The organism is Streptomyces sp. XM4193, assembly GCF_023072595.1.
GTDB lineage: Bacteria > Actinomycetota > Actinomycetes > Streptomycetales > Streptomycetaceae > Streptomyces.
Map to the genome: position 1 here is coordinate 1,465,746 of NZ_JALLGK010000001.1, position 18,240 is coordinate 1,483,985.

Genomic DNA, 18,240 nt, shown 5'->3' on the forward strand with positions numbered 1-18,240 from the left:
AGCGCTCCCGTCACTCGTTGGCCTGGCGCCACTTGGTGATGATGTCGGCCGGGACTCGTCCTCGGTCGGGCACCTCGTACCCGTTCGCCCGTGCCCATGTGCGCACATCGCTTGTGTGCACGGGAGGTTCGGGGTCGTGGAGTGAGGCTGCCTGTGCTCCGCTGTCCGGGAACGGTGAGCTGTCGGGAGACGGTGAGCTGTCCGGAGACGGTGACGGGACGAACGGGGTTCCGCCGTCGAGCAGACCGCCCGGGAACAGGGCGATGGCGAGTCGGCCGCTCAGGGCGCCGGCGAGGAAGTCCGTGAGGTTGCCGTCGTGGGTGTGCCGGCGAGGGCCGCGTGCTTCGTTGACGGCCACCCGCCACGCCTCGGGCCGGTCCTCGGGATCGGTGACCCAGAAGAGTTGATCACCGTTGTCGGTGACGCCGACGGGGAAGAGCTGCTGCGCATCGTGCGGTGGGCGGTACGCGCTCGACCGCTGGTCTCGTTGCAGCTGTGCCCGGACGGTGGCGGGAACAGGGCCGGTGAGATCGACCCACGGTGTCGGCGCCGCCGGATGGTAGATCCGAATGAAGCCGCCGAACGCTCCGGGGCCGTACCGGGACGCCAACTCCTTGTAGTCCCCGGGAAGCTCGAAACCGACAGCCTCCTCAACACCCGTCCAGTCGACAACCGGCACAGCTGACGCGGACGGCGGCGGGCAGAGCCTCGTCAGATGTTCCAGCGGCGTCATGGCTCGGCTCACCCCTGCTGCGCGTGTACGGACTGCTCAGGACAGTACCCACCAGGACGATTCCGCCCTGGCCGTGGGTTCAGTCGATGATCTGGAGTACCGAGCCGAACCGCGCTGCCGGGGACCGGTGTTTCAGGGCCATGCCGGGCTCGAGAGAACGCTGAACTCACCCGTCTCCCGCAAGTCTGTTTCCGCCAGGTGACCCCGCACGGGTACTCCCCTCTGGTTGCTCACAGCGTTCGCTGAACTGGCCTGGCCGGCCAATACTCTTGTGGATGCGGTGGTGCATGGCGTGTTCGCCGGTGGCCGGGAGGTGGTCGGTGCCGCAGCCGAGGGGGTTCCAGGTGTGGGTGACGGGGCGAGGGTGCCTGCGGGGTGGCCCGGTGGCGTCGCCCGGGGCGGGGCCCGAGATCACGCGTCCGGACTGATGGTCCACGCAGGGGAGTTGCGGGGCGGTGGCTCCTTCACCTGCCACCGCGACCTGTCCGCTGCTGCTTCCCAGTACGGCACGTCCCCCACGTAGTAGATGGCGTACGCCCAGTGCTCCGGAAGTTCGTGGCCGAGCAGAGTCGGCTCCTCGTCGAACGACTGCGTTCCCCACGCCTGATTGATGCGGGCCACCGCCTCCGCGCGGGAGATGTGAAAGATCGTCACCATCTCCTCGGCGATATCGAGGAGTGTTACGTGCGCCTCTTCCCCCACGGGCATGATGAATTCACTCACGTTGTGGGCGCTTTCCCCTCAAGGACCGGGTGAACACCACCTGGCGATGATGTCGGCCAGGACTTGTCCTCGGTCAAGACGTGGGGCCTTCGGGGCTCCGCTGTCCAGGGCTGACAGGCGTGCTGAGGTCGTCACTGCCGGCCTGTTGTTCTCGTCACGCATGCACACGAACGGCTGTGTCTGAGCTGGCCGTTGACGGCTCTCGAGCGGCTCCTCTCCGGATTCGCCCCCCGTTGCGCTCAATCTTCCTTCAGTTCGGCCGTGCCTACAGCTCGAACGCCCTGTAGTTCAGCGCTGCATCCACCATCTCTTCTGCGGACAGTTCTGGATCGGAACAGAAGATCAACCCCAGCACTCGCGTGTGCGGAACATTCCTTTCCAGCAGCTCGATCAGCGCATCCTGCTCCTCCTCAGTGCCCTCCACGTTCATGATTCTTTCTATAATCCGCACCAGCTCTACCCGTTCCACTGATTCCCGCCCCTGTTGTCATCAACTACCCCCATGGGGCAGCCCTGCTGGAAAGGACCTGCGCGTACTCGATCAGGAGGGAATCGGGTACTGCTGCTTTGATTCTCCACGCTTTCCACATCTGAGCATTGCGCATCAGACGTGTCCCCCTCCCGATCCGTTCGAGCCTCTTGATTCCCCGGTCCGTCCTTCGTTGAGGCTCCTGCATCACCGATGCTTGGGCAGGTATCGCCAAGCCCTCTGAATCGGATGTCACGGCTTGATGTCCTCGGCACCTTGCCTGGCTCTTTCAGTTAGTCGTCAGTGGCCCACCGCCGGACGGAATTATTCTCGATTGTCAGCCAAGATCCGTCCCCCAGCGGAAGGGGGCGAGCGGAAACTTCGGATGGGTAGGAGACTCTCGCCCAGGGGGTCAAGGTTTGGGCGTCTAGGAGCAGGTGCTCGGACTCAGCCGACCAGGTCTCTTCGGCTACCGCAGCGAGCACCGTATTCAGGTCGACAAAACCTGGCTCTCCAACGAACTGATGATCCGGGTATTCGATCAGATCCGATGTCCTCGCTTCGGCTTTCTCCGTGCAGGAGCCGTCTCTGCGATGTTCGCAAAGTGTGAGCCAATCTCCGCCCACATCGATCTTTAGGAAATGAGAACCATCGAGGCAGTTACCGGTGAACGGGTCACCAACCTGTCCCGCCTGTGTGATATTCAAATCACCACTGAGGGCATTGATGATGAGCGAATAGGTGTCGTTCTGGCCATGAGCGGCGTTGAGGAAGACATGATTGGAGTGTTCCAGTGAGTGGTTGAACGAGTACATGCCGGAATACACTGGAATGATCTCTTGGCCTACGAGATCGCCCGATTCTGAATCCAGCACTGCGCAAACGTCGCCTGCGTAACGGCCCTCCTCGTCGTCCGGTCCACGAAGGGTTGCAAGTACGTGAGAGCCGGAGGGCGTGAGTGCACACGCGCCCTTGGCAATTGCGGAGTCGTCCCAGGGGGCGTGATCAAACTGCCATCGAATCGAACCGTCGGAATTGACGTAAGTCACACTCCCTGCGGCACTGAAAAGGAGTCCGCCTGCGGCAGGGGATGCATACCCTTGAACGTCGAGCTGAGGTGAATGCCACGAGCGTTCTGCTGCTGTAATTCGAGCCTTGTCGGAGCTGATGCGAAAGCAAGAAACGGTTGCACCGTTGCGCCGGACAAGCCAATTCGCGCCCTCACGAACCTGGAATCCATCTGGCCGATCCAGCGCATCTCTGAAGCACTCCAGTCGCTCCTCTGCGAGCATGCGCGCCGAAATTTCCCTCATCTCGGATCCTTTCCTGCGCACTTGTTCTGCGCGGTCGGACTCGTGCCCAGACTCTTGAGCCAGCTGCGGTGAAGGATGTTCGTGGTCCTGTATGAGTGGATGGCGTACCCGGGCCGCCGGTCGGTCAGGTCGATCCGTTGTCGTGTCGTCGGCTCGCCGAACCGCCAAGTGGTCTCACCTCAGAAGGTGAGCCAGCGTCTCCCCGGTTGCAGATGTGGTCGAGTGGAATGTCCTGTCCCAATCGCCTGTCACCAGGGCACGTGCCGAACTCTCGAAACCATGCGCGAACCACTGGATTCCGGCATCGGAGGCGAACAAGAAATCGCCGTTGCGCGCAAGGAGCAGACTGTCCTCCGTCTCGAAGGCGGCGCCGACCGGCAGGACCGGAATGCCGATTCGCTTGCTGTAGATACGCATGCTTCTGGGAGTCGCGTGCGGTGCCTCCAGGCAGGCTTCTACCGTCGTGGACAGCGAGCAGACTCTGTTCATGAACGGGTAACGGATGGTCAAGCCTTCATACGAGTCGAGGAATGAGCGAAGCCACTCCGTCATCTCGAATCCCTCTTCCGCGTACTGCTGCTCGATATTCTCGGCCGACGTGGGGTCGACCGAGAGGGAGCCGAGCGAAGCAATCGCCTCTCGCACCGAGTCGACAGCCCTCGCGTGTTCTTCCTTCATCCTGTGAATGTTTCCGTCGAGTCCACCGAGCAAAGCCCTTGTTCCGCTCGTTGATCCAGCTATAGATGCCTCGTTCGATCTCGGCGCCGTGGTACGCCGAATGGCGGAGTCGAACGTTTTGCAGTCCTGCGACGATGGTCTAGCTGTAAAGCAGTGCGTCGGTAATGGAAACGGTCGGGTATACACCCATAGTGATGTTACCGTGCATTTCGGCACGCGAGAACTCGATGATGATATTCGATGTTCCTCGAGCGTTGCTCAAGAGAATCCTACTCGCCCCCTCTCGAAAGATGCCCAAAATCCTCTGACCGTGCTTGTTCCAGGAGATGCTGACGGACGACCCGGATTGGCTATACCTTAGGCGGATGTCCTCGCCTGTCACGTGGCGCAGATCAAGCTCGATTGAATCTCCGTCCGGAAGAACTGTGGGTTCAACTCCCAGATCTTCCATGAACTGTTCCAGTGTTGGCGCTTGCAGCATGTTGATCTGCCTTCAATTTCAGCTGGAATTCGCCAGCATTCACCACCCCGGAATTTTATAGTGCGAGCCGGTATGTGCCATCGGGTTTGATCGTCCAGTCCAGTCCAGTCCAGTCCAGTCCAGTCCAGTCCAGTCCAGTTCCATGGCTTGGCGGTCGAGTTTGACTTTCTTGCGAGGTAGCGTGGCGCCTCACGCCGCATCACCACGGAGAAACGTCTGCTATACGTGGCGCCTTAGAGAGCGGTTCGGTGAGAGCCAGCGTTGCGCAAAGTCATAGCGTTATCTGCGTGTTCGAACTTCACGGTGATCGGTGTGTAGGTTCCTCACTATCGGCGAGATTGCAGGTGCGTGAGTACGTCGTCCCGTTGCGCAGGCATGCGTGCTTACTTGATTCATCAAGTAAGTCTCGAGAGGCGAAATATGTCAGATGGAAGAAGTGCTCAGTGTCTTTTGCGGTCGGTCGTGATGTGCAGTCGCAGTGAATATATTTTGCCCATAAAAGCCGTCGCGACATCGGCCGGTACGGTTGAGAGTATTCACCTTAGGCGCATTCGCTACTTGGTCGATCGAAAGAACTCCATCACTGCCCTGCGCTGATCCTCGACTGTTCCTACTTCTGAATAGTGCGCGGGGGCGAAAATATCTACTAGGTCTGAGTCGGTGAGAGGCGGGTCGCGGCGCAATGGATAGGCTAGTCGGCCGTTAGACATCTGTCGTCCCATTCCGGATGGAAAAATCATTGGACGTGCCCCTTGGCAGCACAACAGCAGACCATCTCTCTCAAGAGATTGTCGCATTTCTTTGAGGCATTCGAATAGATCAACTCCCCGGTAGGTGCTTTCGCTTCCATCCCCTCTGACTGCTTGAATTCTTGGCTGGCCTGAATCGACAATGTGTATATCGATAATCTCATCATTGCCATTTTGATCCGTGGCGGTCAGTCGAGCTTTCTCCACTATTCATCCAAGGGTTTGTAGTTGGGGTTATCTATCCATGTGCCGTCGCGCAGTCTTACGCCAATTATCCGGCTTGGGTGGATAGTGCCAGGAATTGCAATTTCCTCTTCGGCGGAGAATGGGTTCTGTGGCCAGGATTCGTTCACATCGATTCCATCGACGCCATCGACATGATAAACGTTACCGCGGCGACCTATGGCGATATCTTCGTACTTGGTTGTTGCCACGTACCCGGAGTCAGTCGACCACCCGGAGGCGTGTTCCGGTAGATCCATGTTTTCCCCACGCGGCTCGAACCCGATCCTAAAGATCTCCTCGTGGTCACGAGTGTCACTGCGATACAACGTGCCCCGGCAGGGTGCGAGTCCGAGGGGGTCGGTGTGGGTGTGGGGGTTGTGGGGGTAGGTGAGTGGGTTGGGGGCGGGTGTGAGTCCGAGGGGGTCGGGGGTGGTGTAGCGGGCGGTGTCGGGGTCGTAGTGGCGGTGGTGGTTGTAGTGGAGTCCGGTTTCGGGGTCGGCGTATTGGCCGGGGAAGCGGAGTGGGGTGTGGGCGGTGGCGTCGCGGTTCCAGGTGGTGGTGCCCCAGAGGGTGGTGCGGGTGTGCCAGGCGATATGGCCCGTTTCGTCGACGAGGCTCGGCGGCGACGCCTGCACCCTCGCTTGCCCGTCGATCACGCCAAGCAGTCACACGACAGAGCGAACTGGAGTTGGCCCTCGACGACTTCGACTCCCGGGCCCGATACCGATTCGCGGCCTGTGCCTGGCCGCGACCGCCTGATGCCCTATGCACTCGCCGGTATCAGCTTCGTCACCGCAGGCTTACTCCTGGGCACCTTGGCCACTCTCACCGAGCACGTATGGAGGGCCACTCGATTGACCACTCCACGCAGCAACGCGACTTCGTACCCACCTACCCCCTTCTGCACCCACCGCGACCGCTGCGGCGACCCCAACGCCGTCGAACTCGCCGACATCCACACCGCCACCGGCCCCGGCCGCACCCTCCACGCCTGCCCCACCTGCACACCCCACGACCCCCAACTCCCCACCTCGCAGGAGGAGTTGTGACCCTCACTCCCGCCCAACGCACCCGCCTCAACTTCGCCCTCACCCACCTCACCGCCTGGCTGCACCACACGAAGGAGTGCCCCACCTGCCGCTCCACCTCAAGCCCATGCCCGAGGACGTTCCCTGCACACGGCCTGGGAAACCGCCCGCGACCTCGCGGACGAGGGAGCAGAGACAGAGAGGTAGCAGGAGACCGCATTATGGGAAACGTTGTCCGCAGGTCAACAGGCCGTCAACCGCTCGCACGCGAGAATCCGCGCTCTCGTCGAGCAGGTCATGGCCACCCTGTAGACCTGGCGACTTCTGCGCAAGCTCCGATGCTCCACCACACGCATCACCAGCCTCGTCCAGACAGTCCTCACCCTGCACTTGACCAGCTCAAACTGAGGTTGGGGAAAGATCACTTCCTCGCCTGCCTCGGACTCGCAGGCCCACCACATGAGAAAAGCTCCAAGATCATGTTGCCCGCGACCAGCCCTTCAAGTCATCTCTGCATTCCCACTTACCTTTATCCCCAGTACTGCAATAATCGATGTGCGTTCAGGGCTCATGAAGAGTTGGAAATAGGAACCACCGCGTCCACGATCGTCGATGAATCCCAGGGCAAGCTCGGAGTATTCGTACTGACGGAGTGCGTCAACGGCTCCGTGAAACCTGATGGAGGGTTGACTGGAGATTCGGTTTCTGCGTTCCCTCCGCTGATAGATGGAAATTAGCCGCTGCGTGGGTGTATTTCCAGGCCAGACTTCGTAGTGAGCTCCCGCGAGCAGGGCCTCGCGGGAGAAGGTCCACGCTTCGTCACCCTCTGAAAGTAGCTGGGCCAGGTACTGCCGGTTCATGTGTGCTCCGCACCTCGCCCGCAGTGCGAGTCCGTGGCCATTGCTTGCATTCAAGTTTACCTGCCGCTACTTGGTCGAAACCATGGTCCTCCATTAATGCTTATTTCCGCTCCTTCAATTATTCCTAGTAGTGCGTGCTCAGACTCCTCGTACGTTTCACGGTCTGGTCCATGGATCTGAAAGTCTCTCTCAGTGATGCCCATCTGCGTGCAGCGGTTTGAGTGAGAAGTTGTCAACAGATCCTCGCGTAGTCCTCGTCCTCGAGCCAGTAGGGTGCGGCTAGGGTGTCTATCCATGATCGCTTCTCGTCGTCGGTCAGCGATTCCCACTTCGGGTGTGTAGGGGCCTGGTGAGCTACCCATTCCAATCTTTCGCTGTTCCCTGAAAGTCGGTATGTTTCTCGCCAGGCCTTCGACTTGCTGGATTTTCCCTCTACCGCGTAGTGAGAAGTAATACTTTCCAGCAGGATTGTCAGGGAGTTAGCGAAGTGTGGGCTTCCGGAGAATACTTCTGCTGATTCTCCTCCGTCGAATTTGAATATGACGGCCGCTCTTAGTAGGGCCTCTGCCTCAAGTGCGGTGAAATTGGGGGAAGTCATTTGAATGGATTTCTTCCGTGGAATAGAATACCTGATGCTGGAACCTTCAGGCCTCCAGCATGGATGAACTCGTTCGGTTGTTCTCCTGGTCTCAGGCTAGCACCTTCGGGAATTTGAACTGCTATCAAGTAGTCGCCCTTCCCTTGGTAGTGTGGGTTACTCAGGAAGATCGACATTTCAACCTCGGCTGGGCTGAGTATATCTTGAGTGAAGAATAGTTTCCCCTGGTTGTTGGCGGCAAAACGTGCTCGATCTCCTTCCGTTATCGCGTTGTAGCCCGCTTCGTCCGTGTAGTGGAAATAGGTATTCTCGTCAATGCGGTCGATTAGCGCATCTACATCGCAGGGTGCGAGGCCGAGTGGGTCGGTGTGGGTGTGGGGGTTGTGGGGGTAGGTGAGTGGGTTGGGGGCGGGGGTGAGGCCGAGGGGGTCGGGGGTGGTGTAGCGGGCGGTGTCGGGGTCGTAGTGGCGGTGGTGGTTGTAGTGGAGTCCAGTTTCGGGGTCGGCGTATTGGCCGGGGAAGCGGAGGGGTGTGTGGGCGGTTGCGTCGCGGTTCCAGGTGGTGGTGCCCCAGAGGGTGGTGCGTGCGTAGGCGGCGATGTGGCCGGTTTCGTCGACGAGTTCGGTGGGGGTGCCGACGAGGTCGGTGATGATGGCGAAGAAGCGGGAGTCGTACTCGCCTTGGGTGCGGGGTTTGCGTTCGAGTTGTGTGAGGGGGCGGTGGCCTTGGTGGTCCCAGGTGAGGGTGATGCCGGTGGTGGTGTCGGTCTGTTCGGCGAGGCGGGTGCCGTCCCAGGTGAAGTGGGTGGTGGCGACGGCGGCTGAACGGTCTTGGGACCATTGGTGTTTGGCGGTGCGGCGACCGAGGGGGTCGTAGGTGTAGGTCCACAGGGTGCCGTCGGGGGTGGTGCAGGTGGTGAGTTGGTCTTCGGCGTTGTAGGTGTAGCGCCAGATGTGGGGTGCGTGGGAGAGGCGGGTTTTGCGGCGGACGGTGGTGCGGCCGGCGGCGTCGTGGGTGTAGCGGATGCGTCCGGCGGATTGGATGCGGGTGCCGACGTAGGTGCGGTTGCCGCGGGCGGCGCGGTTGGGGGTGCGGTCGGGCCAGTCTGCGTGGGTCTGGTTGCCTGCGGTGTCGTAGGCGTACGCCTCCGACCAGTTGTCGGCGGTGACCGTCAACGGGCGGCCGATGGCGTCGAGTTCGTAGGTCGTGGTTTCGCCGGTGAGATGGTTGGTGGTGGTGGTGAGGTAGCCGTCGGCGCGATAGGTGTGGGCGCGGTGGCGGAGAGGTGACTGTCCTGCGTTGAGGGATTGTTCGGTGAGTCGGCCGAGGGGGTCCCAGGTGTGGGTGAGAGTGACGGGATCGGTGCCGGCAGATGTAGCGCCGAGGGTGCGGGTGGTTTCTCGGCCCAACTCGTCGTGGGTGAAAGTGAGTTGGTGGCCGTCGGTGGTGAGGGTGGTGCGGTTGCCGGCGGCGTCGTGGGTGTAGGTGGTGGTAGCGCCGGTGGGGGTGGTGCGGGAGAGGCGGCGGCCGAGGATGTCGTAGGTGAAGTGGGTGGTGCGGTTGTCGACGGTTTCGGTGAGGACGCGGCCGAGGGTGTCGTAGTCGCGCGTGAGGGTGGAGTGGGGTGAGGTGGCCTGCGTGAGGTGGCCTGCGGTGTCGTAGGTGTAGGCGGTGGTTTCGCCTGCGGCGTTCTTGGCGGTGGGACGGCCGAGGGTGTCGTAGGTGAAGGTGATCTGGTCGCCGAGTGGCGTGGTGCGGGTGGTGAGTTGGCCCAGGGGGTTGTGGGCGTAGGTGTTGGTGCGGTTGTCGAAGTCGGACTCGGCGATGAGACGTCCGGCGGGGTCGTAGCGGTAGTCCCAGGTCAGGCCTTGGGGGTTGCGGACGCCGGTGAGGCGGAGTTCGGGGTCGTAGGTGAAGTCGTAGCGCGCGCCGTCGGGTTCGGTGCGGGCGGCGAGCTGGTCGAAGCGGGTGTATTCGAAGGTGGTGATGCCGCCGTTTGGGTCGGTGTGGGTGAGGCGGTTGCCTTCGCCGTCGTAGGTCCAGGACTCGGTGGTGCCGTCGGGGGCGGTGCGGGCGGCGAGTTTGCCTTCGAGGGTCCAGCTGAGGTGGGTGGTGTGGCCGAGGGGGTCGGTGGCGGTGAGAGGGCGGCCGAATGCGTCGCGCGTGAGGTGTGTGGAGGCGCCGAGTGGGTCGGTGAGTTGGGTGGGGAGACCGGTGGGGTTGTTGCGGGAGTGCTGTACCGCGCCGGCGGGGTCGGTGACGGTGGTGACGGCGCCGGTGGGGTCGTAGGTCAGGGCCGTGACAGCACCGTCAGGGCCGGTGACGGTGGTGAGGTTGCCGCAGTCGTCGTACGCGAGGTGGGTCGTGGTGCCGTCGGGTGTGGTGGAGGCGGTGGGGAGGTGGAGATCGTTGTACGTGGTGCGGGAAGTCGAGCCGTCGGGGTGGTGGACGGCGGTGAGGTTGCGGTGGTCGTCCCACTCGAGACGGGTGGTGTGGCCGAGGGGGTTGGTGCGGGTGAGGAGGCGGTCGTCGCGGGTCCAGGTGGAGTGGGTGGTGTTGCCGAGTGGGTCGGTTTCCGCGATGACCTGGTGGAGTTCGTTGTGCTGGTAGGTGGTGGTGGCGCCGCAGGCGTCGGTGTAGAGGGTGACGCCGGTGGCCATGTCGTACTCGAAGCGGCTGGACATGGCGCCGTCGGGGCCGACGGTTTCGAAGACGCGGCCCTCGTGGTCGTACAGGTAGCGGTAGGTGTCGTTGTTGCGGTCGGTCCAGGAGGTGATGCGGTTCTGGTCGTCGTAGGTGTAGACGAGGGGGAGGCCGCTGGAGTTGGTGATGTGGGTGAGGTTGCCGGTGGTGTCGTAGGCGTACGACTTGACCGGGGTGACGTCGCCGGTGGTGGTGTCGCGTACGGCGAGGGCGGAGATGCGGCCTGCGGTGGTGGCGACGTCGACGTGGTAGCCGCCGGTGTGGGTGACGGCGGTGGGTGAACCGTCGGGGGTGCGGTGGAAGGTGATCGTGTTGTGGTTGCGGTCGGAGAGGTGGGTGAGCCAGAGGCGGTGGGGGTTGTGGTTGTTGAGGGGGAAGTGGCGGGTGATGCCGGTGCGGGGGTCGGTGATGCGGTAGGTGGGTGTGCCGTCTTCCGCGGTGGTGAGGGCGAGGTGGGAGAGGTCGCCTTCGAGGGGGTTGACGTTGTCGTCGGGGGTGGTGGGGAGGGTGGGGTAGCAGAAGACGGCTGAGTCGTGGCGGGACCACTGGGCGCCGCCGTGGGCGTCGAGTTCGAGGCGTTCGTCGAAGGTGGAGGACCAACTCGGGCCGTAGAACTGGCCGTAGCGGTAACCGGTCTTGTGCTTGCGACGGATGACCAGCGGGAGGACGCCAGGGAGGGAGAGGTCGGTCTCCTCCATGAGCATCTGGCCGGTGGCGGCGTTGACCGGGTCCGTCGGGCACTCGGTGGCCCGCTCGTGCTGCGAGGCCTCCTGCGGATCGGCCGTCGCATCCGCGAGAGGTTCGGGGTTGACGGGAGGTGGGGCGGTTCCGTCGTCGGGAGCGGTGTCGCCGTCTGGGTCGCCGTCGGTGGTGTCGGGATCGCCGTCGGGGTCCGCGTCGCGGTCGGAGGTGTTGTCCGGATCGTCGTTGTCCGGGGGTGTGGTGTCGTCGTGGTCGGGCTTCGGATCGTCGTTGTCCGGGGCGGTGTCGTCCTGTTCGGGGCGGGTGTCGGGGTCCTGGTGGTCGTCCCGGTCGGTGGGGCGGGTGTCGTCGGTGTCGGGCTTCGTCCGGTCGGTCGGGTCGGTCCGGTCAGTCCCGTCGGTCGGGTCGGTCGGCCTTTCGGTGTCGGGCCGGGTGTCGTTGTTGTCGTTGTTCTGGGGCTTGTCGGTGTCGGAGTCGTCGTGGGGCCGGTCGGGGGCCGGGGCGTCGGCGTCCTGATCGGGGCGGGGCTTGGTGTCGTCGCCGTCGGGCCTGGTGGTGTCGTCCTGGGGGCGGTCGGGACCGTCGCCGTCGGGTTTGGTGGTGTCGTCCGGTCGTGGGTGGGAGTCGTCGGGGCGGGGCTTGTTGGTGTCGTCGCTGTCGGGTTTGGCGGTGGTGTCGTCGTGGGGGCGTGAGGAGTCGTCGGTGGTGGGCCTGTCCTGAGCGGGAGTTGAGTCGCGATCAGGAGCCGTGTGTGCGTCTGGAGTTGAGTCGCGGCCTGGGGTGGTGTCCGTGTTGGGGTGGGGCGCGTCGGAAGGGGGCGTGGTGGTCGTGTCGTCTGAACTCGGCTTGTTGAGTGGGGTGTTGCTGTCGGCGCCCGGGTTGTTGCTGTTGGGCGGAGTGGAGCTGTCCGTGGGAGGTGGAGTGTTGCTGTTGGCGGGGGCCGGGCCGGGGGTCGTGGTGGCGGGCGGGGCGCTCGCCGGGGGCACGGTGGTGGGCGGGGGAGTGGTGGGACGTGTGGGTTGGGTGGGCTGGTTCTGGGCGGGCTGCTGGGTTGGTTGTTGCTGACCGGCGGGAGGCTGGCTCGCCGCGGGCGGGGTGGTGGTCTGCGGGGGTGCGGACGCCGGGGGCGCGGTGGTGGGCGGGGGTACGGCGCCGGGCGGCGGCGCGGTCGGGGGCGCGGTGGGCGGCGGCCCGCTGGGCTGGGGGGACTGCTGAGGGGGCGGCTGTTGACCGGCCGGCGGCTGCTGTCCCTGCGGCTGCTGGGTGGGTGCTGCGGTGCCGTCGGGGGCCTGGGAGCCCTGGAGGTCGACGGACTGCTGGTTGGCGTCGGGTGCGGGGGATTGCGGTGCGGGCGCGTGCTGTTGGGGCTGGGCGGTGGGCGGTGGTGCGGTGGTGCTGCTCGGCGGGGGAGCGGCGGAAGGGCCGGTGGGGCGGGCCCCGCCGGGCTGGCTGTCGCTGTTGCCGTCGCCGGTGTGACCGGTCGGAGAACTGGGACTGGGCGACTGGGCGGGGGAGTCGGCGCTGCTGGGGGCGGGGCCGGGGCTCGTGGACTGGGGTGTGGAGGAGGGGGCGGGGGCGGAGTCGCCGGTGTCGGAGCCGGGCCGGCTCGGGGGTGTGGCGGGTCCCGAATCCTGTGTGGAGGAAGGGGAGTTGGGGGTGCTGGAGGTGTCGGGTCGTGGCCCGTCGGGCGTCGGGGTGGGGCGGGGCGTGTCGGCGTCGGGCGTGGGCGACGGGCGTGGCGAGTCGACGTCGGATGTGGGCGTGGGACGGGGCGCGTCGGCGTCCGGGGTGGGCGATGGGCGGGGCGCGTCGACGTCGGGTGTGGGGCGAGGTGCGTCGGCGTCGGGTGTGGGCGATGGGTGGGGCGCGTCCGCGTCCGGTGCGGGACGGGGTGCGTCGGGTGTGGGGGTGGTGTCGGGCGCGGGGCGGGAGTCGCCGTCCTGGGCCGGGCTGTCCGGCGCGGGTGTGTCCGGTGTGGGCCTTGGCGCGTCGGGAGACGGCGTGGGTGCGTCGGGCGCGGGTGTGTCCGGGGACGGGGCGTCGGGCGCGGGTGTCGAGTCCGGCGCGGGTGGGCTGTCCGGGGTGGAGGTGTCGCCGTCGCGTGCGGGGGTCGACGAGTCGCCGTCGGGGGTGGAGTCCGAACTCGGCGGTGGTGTGGTGCTGTTGTCGGAGTCCTGGCCTCGTGGAGCGTCGAAGGGGTTGTCGGAGTAGGACTGGTCGCTGGTGTCGGTGGGGCGCGGGTAGTGGCTGCCGCCGTCCGAGCCGTCGCCGCCGTCCGAGCGTGTGCCGTCCGAGCCGCTGGGTGTGCCGGAGCCGTCCGAGCCGTCGCCGCCGGGAGACGTGGAACTGGAACTGCCGTCGCCGGTACCGGAGCTGGGCGCACCGGACCCTGCGGGCGCACCGGACCCCGAGGGCGTACCCGAACCGCTGGGTGCACCCGAACCACTGGGTGTGCCGGACCCCGAGGGCGTACCGCTGCCCGACGGACTGGTGCTCCCGTCTCCGCCGGTGGACGTCGAACCGTCCGATCCGGTGCTGCCGTCGCCGCCCGTGGAGCTCGAACCGTCGGAGCCGTCGCCGGAGGTGGTGGTCCCGTCGGCGCCGTCCGTGCCGGAGGTGGTGCCGTCGCCGGCGGAGTCGCTGTTGCCGCTGTTCTCGACGCCCTTGCGGGCCGCGCCTCCGGCCTGGGAGCCGAGGTTGTCGAGGTAGTTGGAGCCGGCGTTCTCGTACTGGCTCTTGGCTTCTTCCTTGCCGGCCTCCACGCCCTTGTCGGCGGCGCTGCCGAAGTCGATGCCGTCCTGGGCGCCGAAGTGCTGGTTGGTGAACTGCCGGGCCAGGTCCTGGACCATGGCCTGGATCGCCTTCATCGCTGTCTGTTTGAGCGCGTCGACGATCGTGTCCAGCAGCGCTTTCGCCGCCCACTTCAGGACTTGCGTCAAAATCGTGCGCGCCGCCGCGTAGAAACCACCACTGGCCAGCGCCGACAGCCCGAACGTCGGCGCCGCCGCAGCTGCCGCAGCGGCCAACTGCACCAGGAACACGATGACCTGAATGATCACCGCGATCTTCAACCCGATCACGATCCCGGCCGCGACCTGCAACGTCGTCGCCAACACCGTCGCCGCCGTACGGGCATCATCCAGATAACCGCTGCCCGTCCCCGAAAACTCCCGCCACGACTCGTTGAAACCCTCGATCGAGGTACCGAAGTTCTCCGAGGTGACGTTCCCCGCCGCCTTGCTCCCCGCCACCTGCAACGCCTCGAGATCCATCGCGAACTGGATCCACGCCTGCGCCGACTCCATCAGCTTGGACTCATCGGCCTCCGGCCAGTTGAACCCCAGCATCCCCAGGCCCTTTTCGACCTCGGCAGGCAGCATCATCCCCACGGCCGGTTTCCCCCCATTGCAACGGCACGGCAGCTCGAACCGAGCCTAGCCACGCCCCCCTGGCCGGCCACAAGAGGTGGGCGCCGCCCGGCAGTTGCTCTTCGTTGCCGGTGTCGGGCTGCGCAATCGGCCGTGTACGCGGGGTGTTTCGGTCGGTTCGCCTTCGGAGGGACGACGCGGGGGAGGGTCGCCGCGGTTGCAGCCGTACGGTGCGGCGCTCTCGTGGAGGCGGCCGCGACCGGTGGCGCACGCCCTCGACGGGCCCCGCCGTGCCGTACGCCCTCGACGCGCCCACGCGCCCCGCCGTGTCGGACGCCCTCACCGCCGGGACGCAGCCCCGCGCCGCGTCACGCCGTACGCCCCGGACCGCCGCGCCTCACGTCTCACCGGCGCGGCGCGCGCCCCCTCAGCGACATCTTCCGCCCACCGGTCCGTCACCGTACGACCCGCGCGCGGGTGTGCACGGGCCCTCGACCGCGTGCGCCAAGCCGCCCGCGGAGGGTCTTCGCGGCGCGTACCGGCCGGTCACCACAGGGCTCGCCCCACTGCGGCGCAACGTCACTTGTATTCCAGGTGAACAGCGACGGGAAATCGGGTTAACGCGTTTTCTCCCCGGCTCGGTTGGTTGTTCGTCGGCGCGTTGTTAACCCGCCGTTGCCACGGCGTTGGGCCGAAGAGCGGATTCCCTTTCTAGCGTCGGAGACGTGCCCACAGCTACCGAAACCGAGAACGGCGAACGCGCCCCGCGAATCGCCGTGCTCGCCGATTCCGACACCCGCTGGAAATGGGGCGGTCTGACCGCCCAGCGCCTGCTGCCCGACGCCGATCCGGCGCGGGACGTGGACGGGCTGCTGCTGCGTGGGCGGGCCACTCCCACGCCCCGGCAGCTGCGCGAGGTCGGGGTGTCGGCGGCGGCGTTGGACGAGGTGACGGTGCCGGAGTTCCTCGCCCGCGCCGGGGACTACGACCTGCTGGTGCTCTCCTGCGTCGGTGGCACGGTACAGGCGATGCTGCACGGGCTCGCCCACCGCTGGGGTTCGGCGGAGCTGCGCGAGAACGGTACGACGGCGAAGCGCCCGGTGCTGGTCACCGGTTATGTCGGCGTGGTTTACGAGAAACTCGCCGACGGTCTGCTGCTGCGGAATGGCGCCGATGTCGTGCTGGCGAATTCACGGGTCGACGCGGAGCGTTTCCGTGATGTTTACGCGGGCGTCGGGCGTTCGACGGAATCCGTGGTGGAAAGCGCCCTGCCGTTTCTCGGCGGCGCCCCGTACGAGAGGAGCGGCGACCGCCCGTTCACCGTCACCTTCGCCGTTCAGCCCTCGGTGCCGGTGGACCGCGCGGGCCGGCTGTACCTGCTGAACCGCGCCGCCGACCACGCCCGGAAGCACCCCGACCGCGAGGTGCTCATCAAGCTGCGCAGCAAGCCCGGCGAGCAGACCACGCACATCGAGGAACTTCCGTACCAGCGGCTCGCGGAACGCATCCCCGGCGGGCTGCCGCCCAACTGCCGCCTGGTGTACGGGCACATGGGCGAGGTGCTGGACCGTACGGACCTGCTGGTCACGGTCTCCTCCACCGCCGCGTTGGAGTCCCTGCACCGCGGCATCCCCACCGCCGTGCTGGCCGACCTCGGCGTGCGCGAGGTGCACGGCAACCACCACTTCCTCGGCTCCGGCTGCCTCACTTCGTGGGACGCGCTGGACGCCGGTCATCTGCCGACCGCCTCCCCGCACTGGACGGCACGCAACGGCGTCGTCTCCGACGGCCCGTACGAGGCGGCCTTCGACCCGGCCCGCAAGCGGATCTCCGCGCTGCTCGGCCGTCCCACGCTGCCGCCCGTCGAGCCGTACTACACCGCCGCCACCGCGCCCGGCTATCTGCCCGGCATCCTCGCCCGCCACGGCCTGGGCCCCGACGGGGCGCCGACCGAGAACGCCGTCGAGGCACCCGGCGCCTCCGGAGTGCGCCGGGTGGTGCGCGGCGCCCTGCGGCGAGCGGCCCGCGGCGCGTACCGGCACGGCGTACAGCGCGTGGCGCCGGCCATCCGACGGATGGGGGACCTGTGACCACCGCGCCCGACGCCACCGCGCCCCAACCGCCCGCGCCCGAACAGGCCGCTCCCGAACAGGCCGGCGGCCCCACCGGCCCCGCACCGGACACGCACCAGCACCCGGACACGCACCAGCACCCGCACACCGAGCAGCAAGGAGCCCTCGTGCCTCCCACCGTCCTCGCCGTCATCCCCGCCAGGGGCGGCTCCAAGGGCGTGCCCGCCAAGAACCTGGCACCGGTCGCCGGCGTACCGCTGGTGGCCCGCGCCGTGCGGGAGTCGCTGGCCGCGCGCCATGTGACCGCGGTGGTCGTCTCCACGGACGACGAGTACATCGCGGACGTCGCCCGCGCCGCCGGTGCGGAGGTGGTGCAGCGGCCGAGCGAGATCGCCGGTGACACCGCGACCAGCGAGGCGGCGGTGCTGCACGCGATGGACGTCTACGAGGCGCGGTACGAGACCGAGGTGGACGTGGTGCTGCTCGTCCAGTGCACCAGCCCGTTCCTGACCGGCGAGGACATCGGCGGGGTCGCGGGGGCGGTCGCGGAGGACGGCGCCGACAGCGCGCTGACCGTCGCCCCCTTCCACGGCTTCGTCTGGCGCGACGGCCACTCCGACGCACACCCCGCGGCCACTGACACCGCCGCCGCGACCGCCACCGACGCCACGGCTGCCGCCACCGCGTCGCGGGGCTCGTACGGCGTCAACCACGACAAGGCGTTCCGCCCGCGCCGCCAGGACCGGCCGCAGGACCTGCTGGAGACGGGCGCGGCGTATGCGATGTCCGCCGCCGGCTTCCGCGCCGCCGGGCACCGCTTCTTCGGCCGCACCGATCTGGTGCGCACCGATCCGGCCCGCACGCTGGAGGTCGACGATCCGCACGACCTCGCCCGGGCCCGTGCGCTCGCGCCGCTGCTGGACGCGCCCGGTTCGTCGCGCCCGACCTTCGCCGACCTGGACGCGGTGGTCCTGGACTTCGACGGCACCCAGACCGACGACCGGGTCCTGATCGACTCCGACGGGCGGGAGTTCGTCTCCGTCCACCGGGGCGACGGGCTGGGCATCGCGGCGCTGCGGCGCTCCGGTCTGAAGCTGCTGATCCTCTCCACCGAGCAGAACCCGGTGGTGGCCGCGCGGGCGCGCAAGCTCCGACTGCCCGTGCTGCACGGCATCGACCGCAAGGACCTCGCGCTCAAGCAGTGGTGCGAGGAGGAGGGCGTCGCGCCCGAGCGGGTCATGTACGTCGGCAACGACGTCAACGACCTGCCCTGCTTCGGACTGGTCGGCTGGCCGGTCGCGGTCGCCGGCGCCCACGACGTCGTACGCGACGCGGCCCGCACGGTGACCACCGCCGAGGGCGGGTTCGGGGCGATCCGGGAGATCGCCGCCTGGCTGCTCGGCCCCTCCCTGACCGTCCCCACCGGCCCCGCCACCACCGCAACCACCGGCCCCGCCACCACCGGAACAACCGGGTCCGGAACCACCGGCGGCAACCCCTGACCGCCGCACACACACCACAGAACCCATCCGCAAAGA

Annotated in this window: 10 protein-coding genes and 2 pseudogenes; 4 read left to right on the top strand and 8 right to left on the bottom strand. The window is 66.4% G+C overall.

Annotated features, from left to right (window positions below):
• Positions 1-10: 10 nt before the first annotated feature.
• The 6 genes and pseudogenes from MTQ01_RS06165 to MTQ01_RS25255 form a co-directional block, all read right to left on the bottom strand.
• Positions 11-733, bottom strand: coding sequence for a histone-like nucleoid-structuring protein Lsr2 (locus MTQ01_RS06165; protein WP_247487224.1), 723 nt, complete (start codon positions 731-733; stop codon positions 11-13).
• A 411-nt stretch (positions 734-1,144) separates the two neighbouring features.
• Entirely contained in the window at positions 1,145-1,456 is a 312-nt protein-coding gene (locus tag MTQ01_RS06170) for a hypothetical protein (protein WP_247487226.1), read from the bottom strand.
• 265 nt (positions 1,457-1,721) lie between these two features.
• Positions 1,722-1,886, bottom strand: a complete 165-nt coding sequence (locus MTQ01_RS06175; RefSeq protein WP_247487228.1) for a hypothetical protein — start codon at positions 1,884-1,886, stop codon at positions 1,722-1,724.
• A gap of 332 nt (positions 1,887-2,218) precedes the next feature.
• A complete protein-coding gene (locus tag MTQ01_RS06180) occupies positions 2,219-3,238 on the bottom strand; it encodes a hypothetical protein (RefSeq protein ID WP_247487230.1) in 1,020 nt (339 codons plus the stop codon).
• Positions 3,239-3,412: 174 nt separating this feature from the next.
• Positions 3,413-3,916 carry a hypothetical protein gene (locus tag MTQ01_RS06185; RefSeq protein WP_247487232.1) on the bottom strand — a complete coding sequence of 168 codons (504 nt, stop codon included), beginning with the start codon at positions 3,914-3,916 and terminating at the stop codon, positions 3,413-3,415.
• Positions 3,917-5,352: 1,436 nt separating this feature from the next.
• A pseudogene (locus MTQ01_RS25255) lies at positions 5,353-5,997 on the bottom strand (RHS repeat-associated core domain-containing protein); the annotation flags it as partial.
• Positions 5,998-6,225: 228 nt separating this feature from the next.
• On the opposite strand from MTQ01_RS25255, the gene MTQ01_RS06195 reads away from it, so the two are divergent.
• Both MTQ01_RS06195 and MTQ01_RS06200 read left to right on the top strand, forming a co-directional pair.
• On the top strand, positions 6,226-6,420 hold the full coding sequence (locus MTQ01_RS06195) for a hypothetical protein (protein WP_247487234.1): 195 nt from the start codon (positions 6,226-6,228) through the stop codon (positions 6,418-6,420).
• A 201-nt stretch (positions 6,421-6,621) separates the two neighbouring features.
• A pseudogene (locus MTQ01_RS06200) lies at positions 6,622-6,807 on the top strand (transposase family protein); the annotation flags it as partial.
• Positions 6,808-7,491: 684 nt separating this feature from the next.
• Here MTQ01_RS06200 and MTQ01_RS06205 read toward each other — a convergent pair.
• Together MTQ01_RS06205 and MTQ01_RS24905 are read right to left on the bottom strand one after the other, a co-directional pair.
• A complete protein-coding gene (locus MTQ01_RS06205; RefSeq protein WP_247487236.1) occupies positions 7,492-7,857 on the bottom strand; it encodes a hypothetical protein in 366 nt (121 codons plus the stop codon).
• Positions 7,854-14,645, bottom strand: coding sequence for an RHS repeat-associated core domain-containing protein (locus tag MTQ01_RS24905; protein ID WP_282613364.1), 6,792 nt, complete (start codon positions 14,643-14,645; stop codon positions 7,854-7,856). The genes MTQ01_RS06205 and MTQ01_RS24905 overlap by 4 nt, the downstream gene beginning before the upstream one ends.
• Positions 14,646-15,355: 710 nt before the next feature.
• Here MTQ01_RS24905 and MTQ01_RS06225 point away from each other — a divergent pair.
• Both MTQ01_RS06225 and MTQ01_RS06230 read left to right on the top strand, forming a co-directional pair.
• Positions 15,356-16,720, top strand: a complete 1,365-nt coding sequence (locus MTQ01_RS06225) for a DUF6716 putative glycosyltransferase (RefSeq protein WP_374207614.1) — start codon at positions 15,356-15,358, stop codon at positions 16,718-16,720.
• Between the two features lie 149 nt (positions 16,721-16,869).
• Positions 16,870-18,204 carry an acylneuraminate cytidylyltransferase gene (locus tag MTQ01_RS06230; protein WP_247487784.1) on the top strand — a complete coding sequence of 445 codons (1,335 nt, stop codon included), beginning with the start codon at positions 16,870-16,872 and terminating at the stop codon, positions 18,202-18,204.
• Positions 18,205-18,240: the final 36 nt, after the last annotated feature.

Bases quoted from the DNA above. Each gene is read 5' to 3' on its own strand.
- MTQ01_RS06185 (WP_247487232.1), bottom strand. From the start codon at position 3,916: ATGAAGGAAGAACACGCGAGGGCTGTCGACTCGGTGCGAGAGGCGATT.
- MTQ01_RS06180 (WP_247487230.1), bottom strand. From the start codon at position 3,238: ATGAGGGAAATTTCGGCGCGCATGCTCGCAGAGGAGCGACTGGAGTGC.
- MTQ01_RS24905 (WP_282613364.1), bottom strand. From the start codon at position 14,645: ATGATGCTGCCTGCCGAGGTCGAAAAGGGCCTGGGGATGCTGGGGTTC.
- MTQ01_RS06205 (WP_247487236.1), bottom strand. From the start codon at position 7,857: ATGACTTCCCCCAATTTCACCGCACTTGAGGCAGAGGCCCTACTAAGA.
- MTQ01_RS06175 (WP_247487228.1), bottom strand. From the start codon at position 1,886: ATGAACGTGGAGGGCACTGAGGAGGAGCAGGATGCGCTGATCGAGCTG.
- MTQ01_RS06165 (WP_247487224.1), bottom strand. From the start codon at position 733: ATGACGCCGCTGGAACATCTGACGAGGCTCTGCCCGCCGCCGTCCGCG.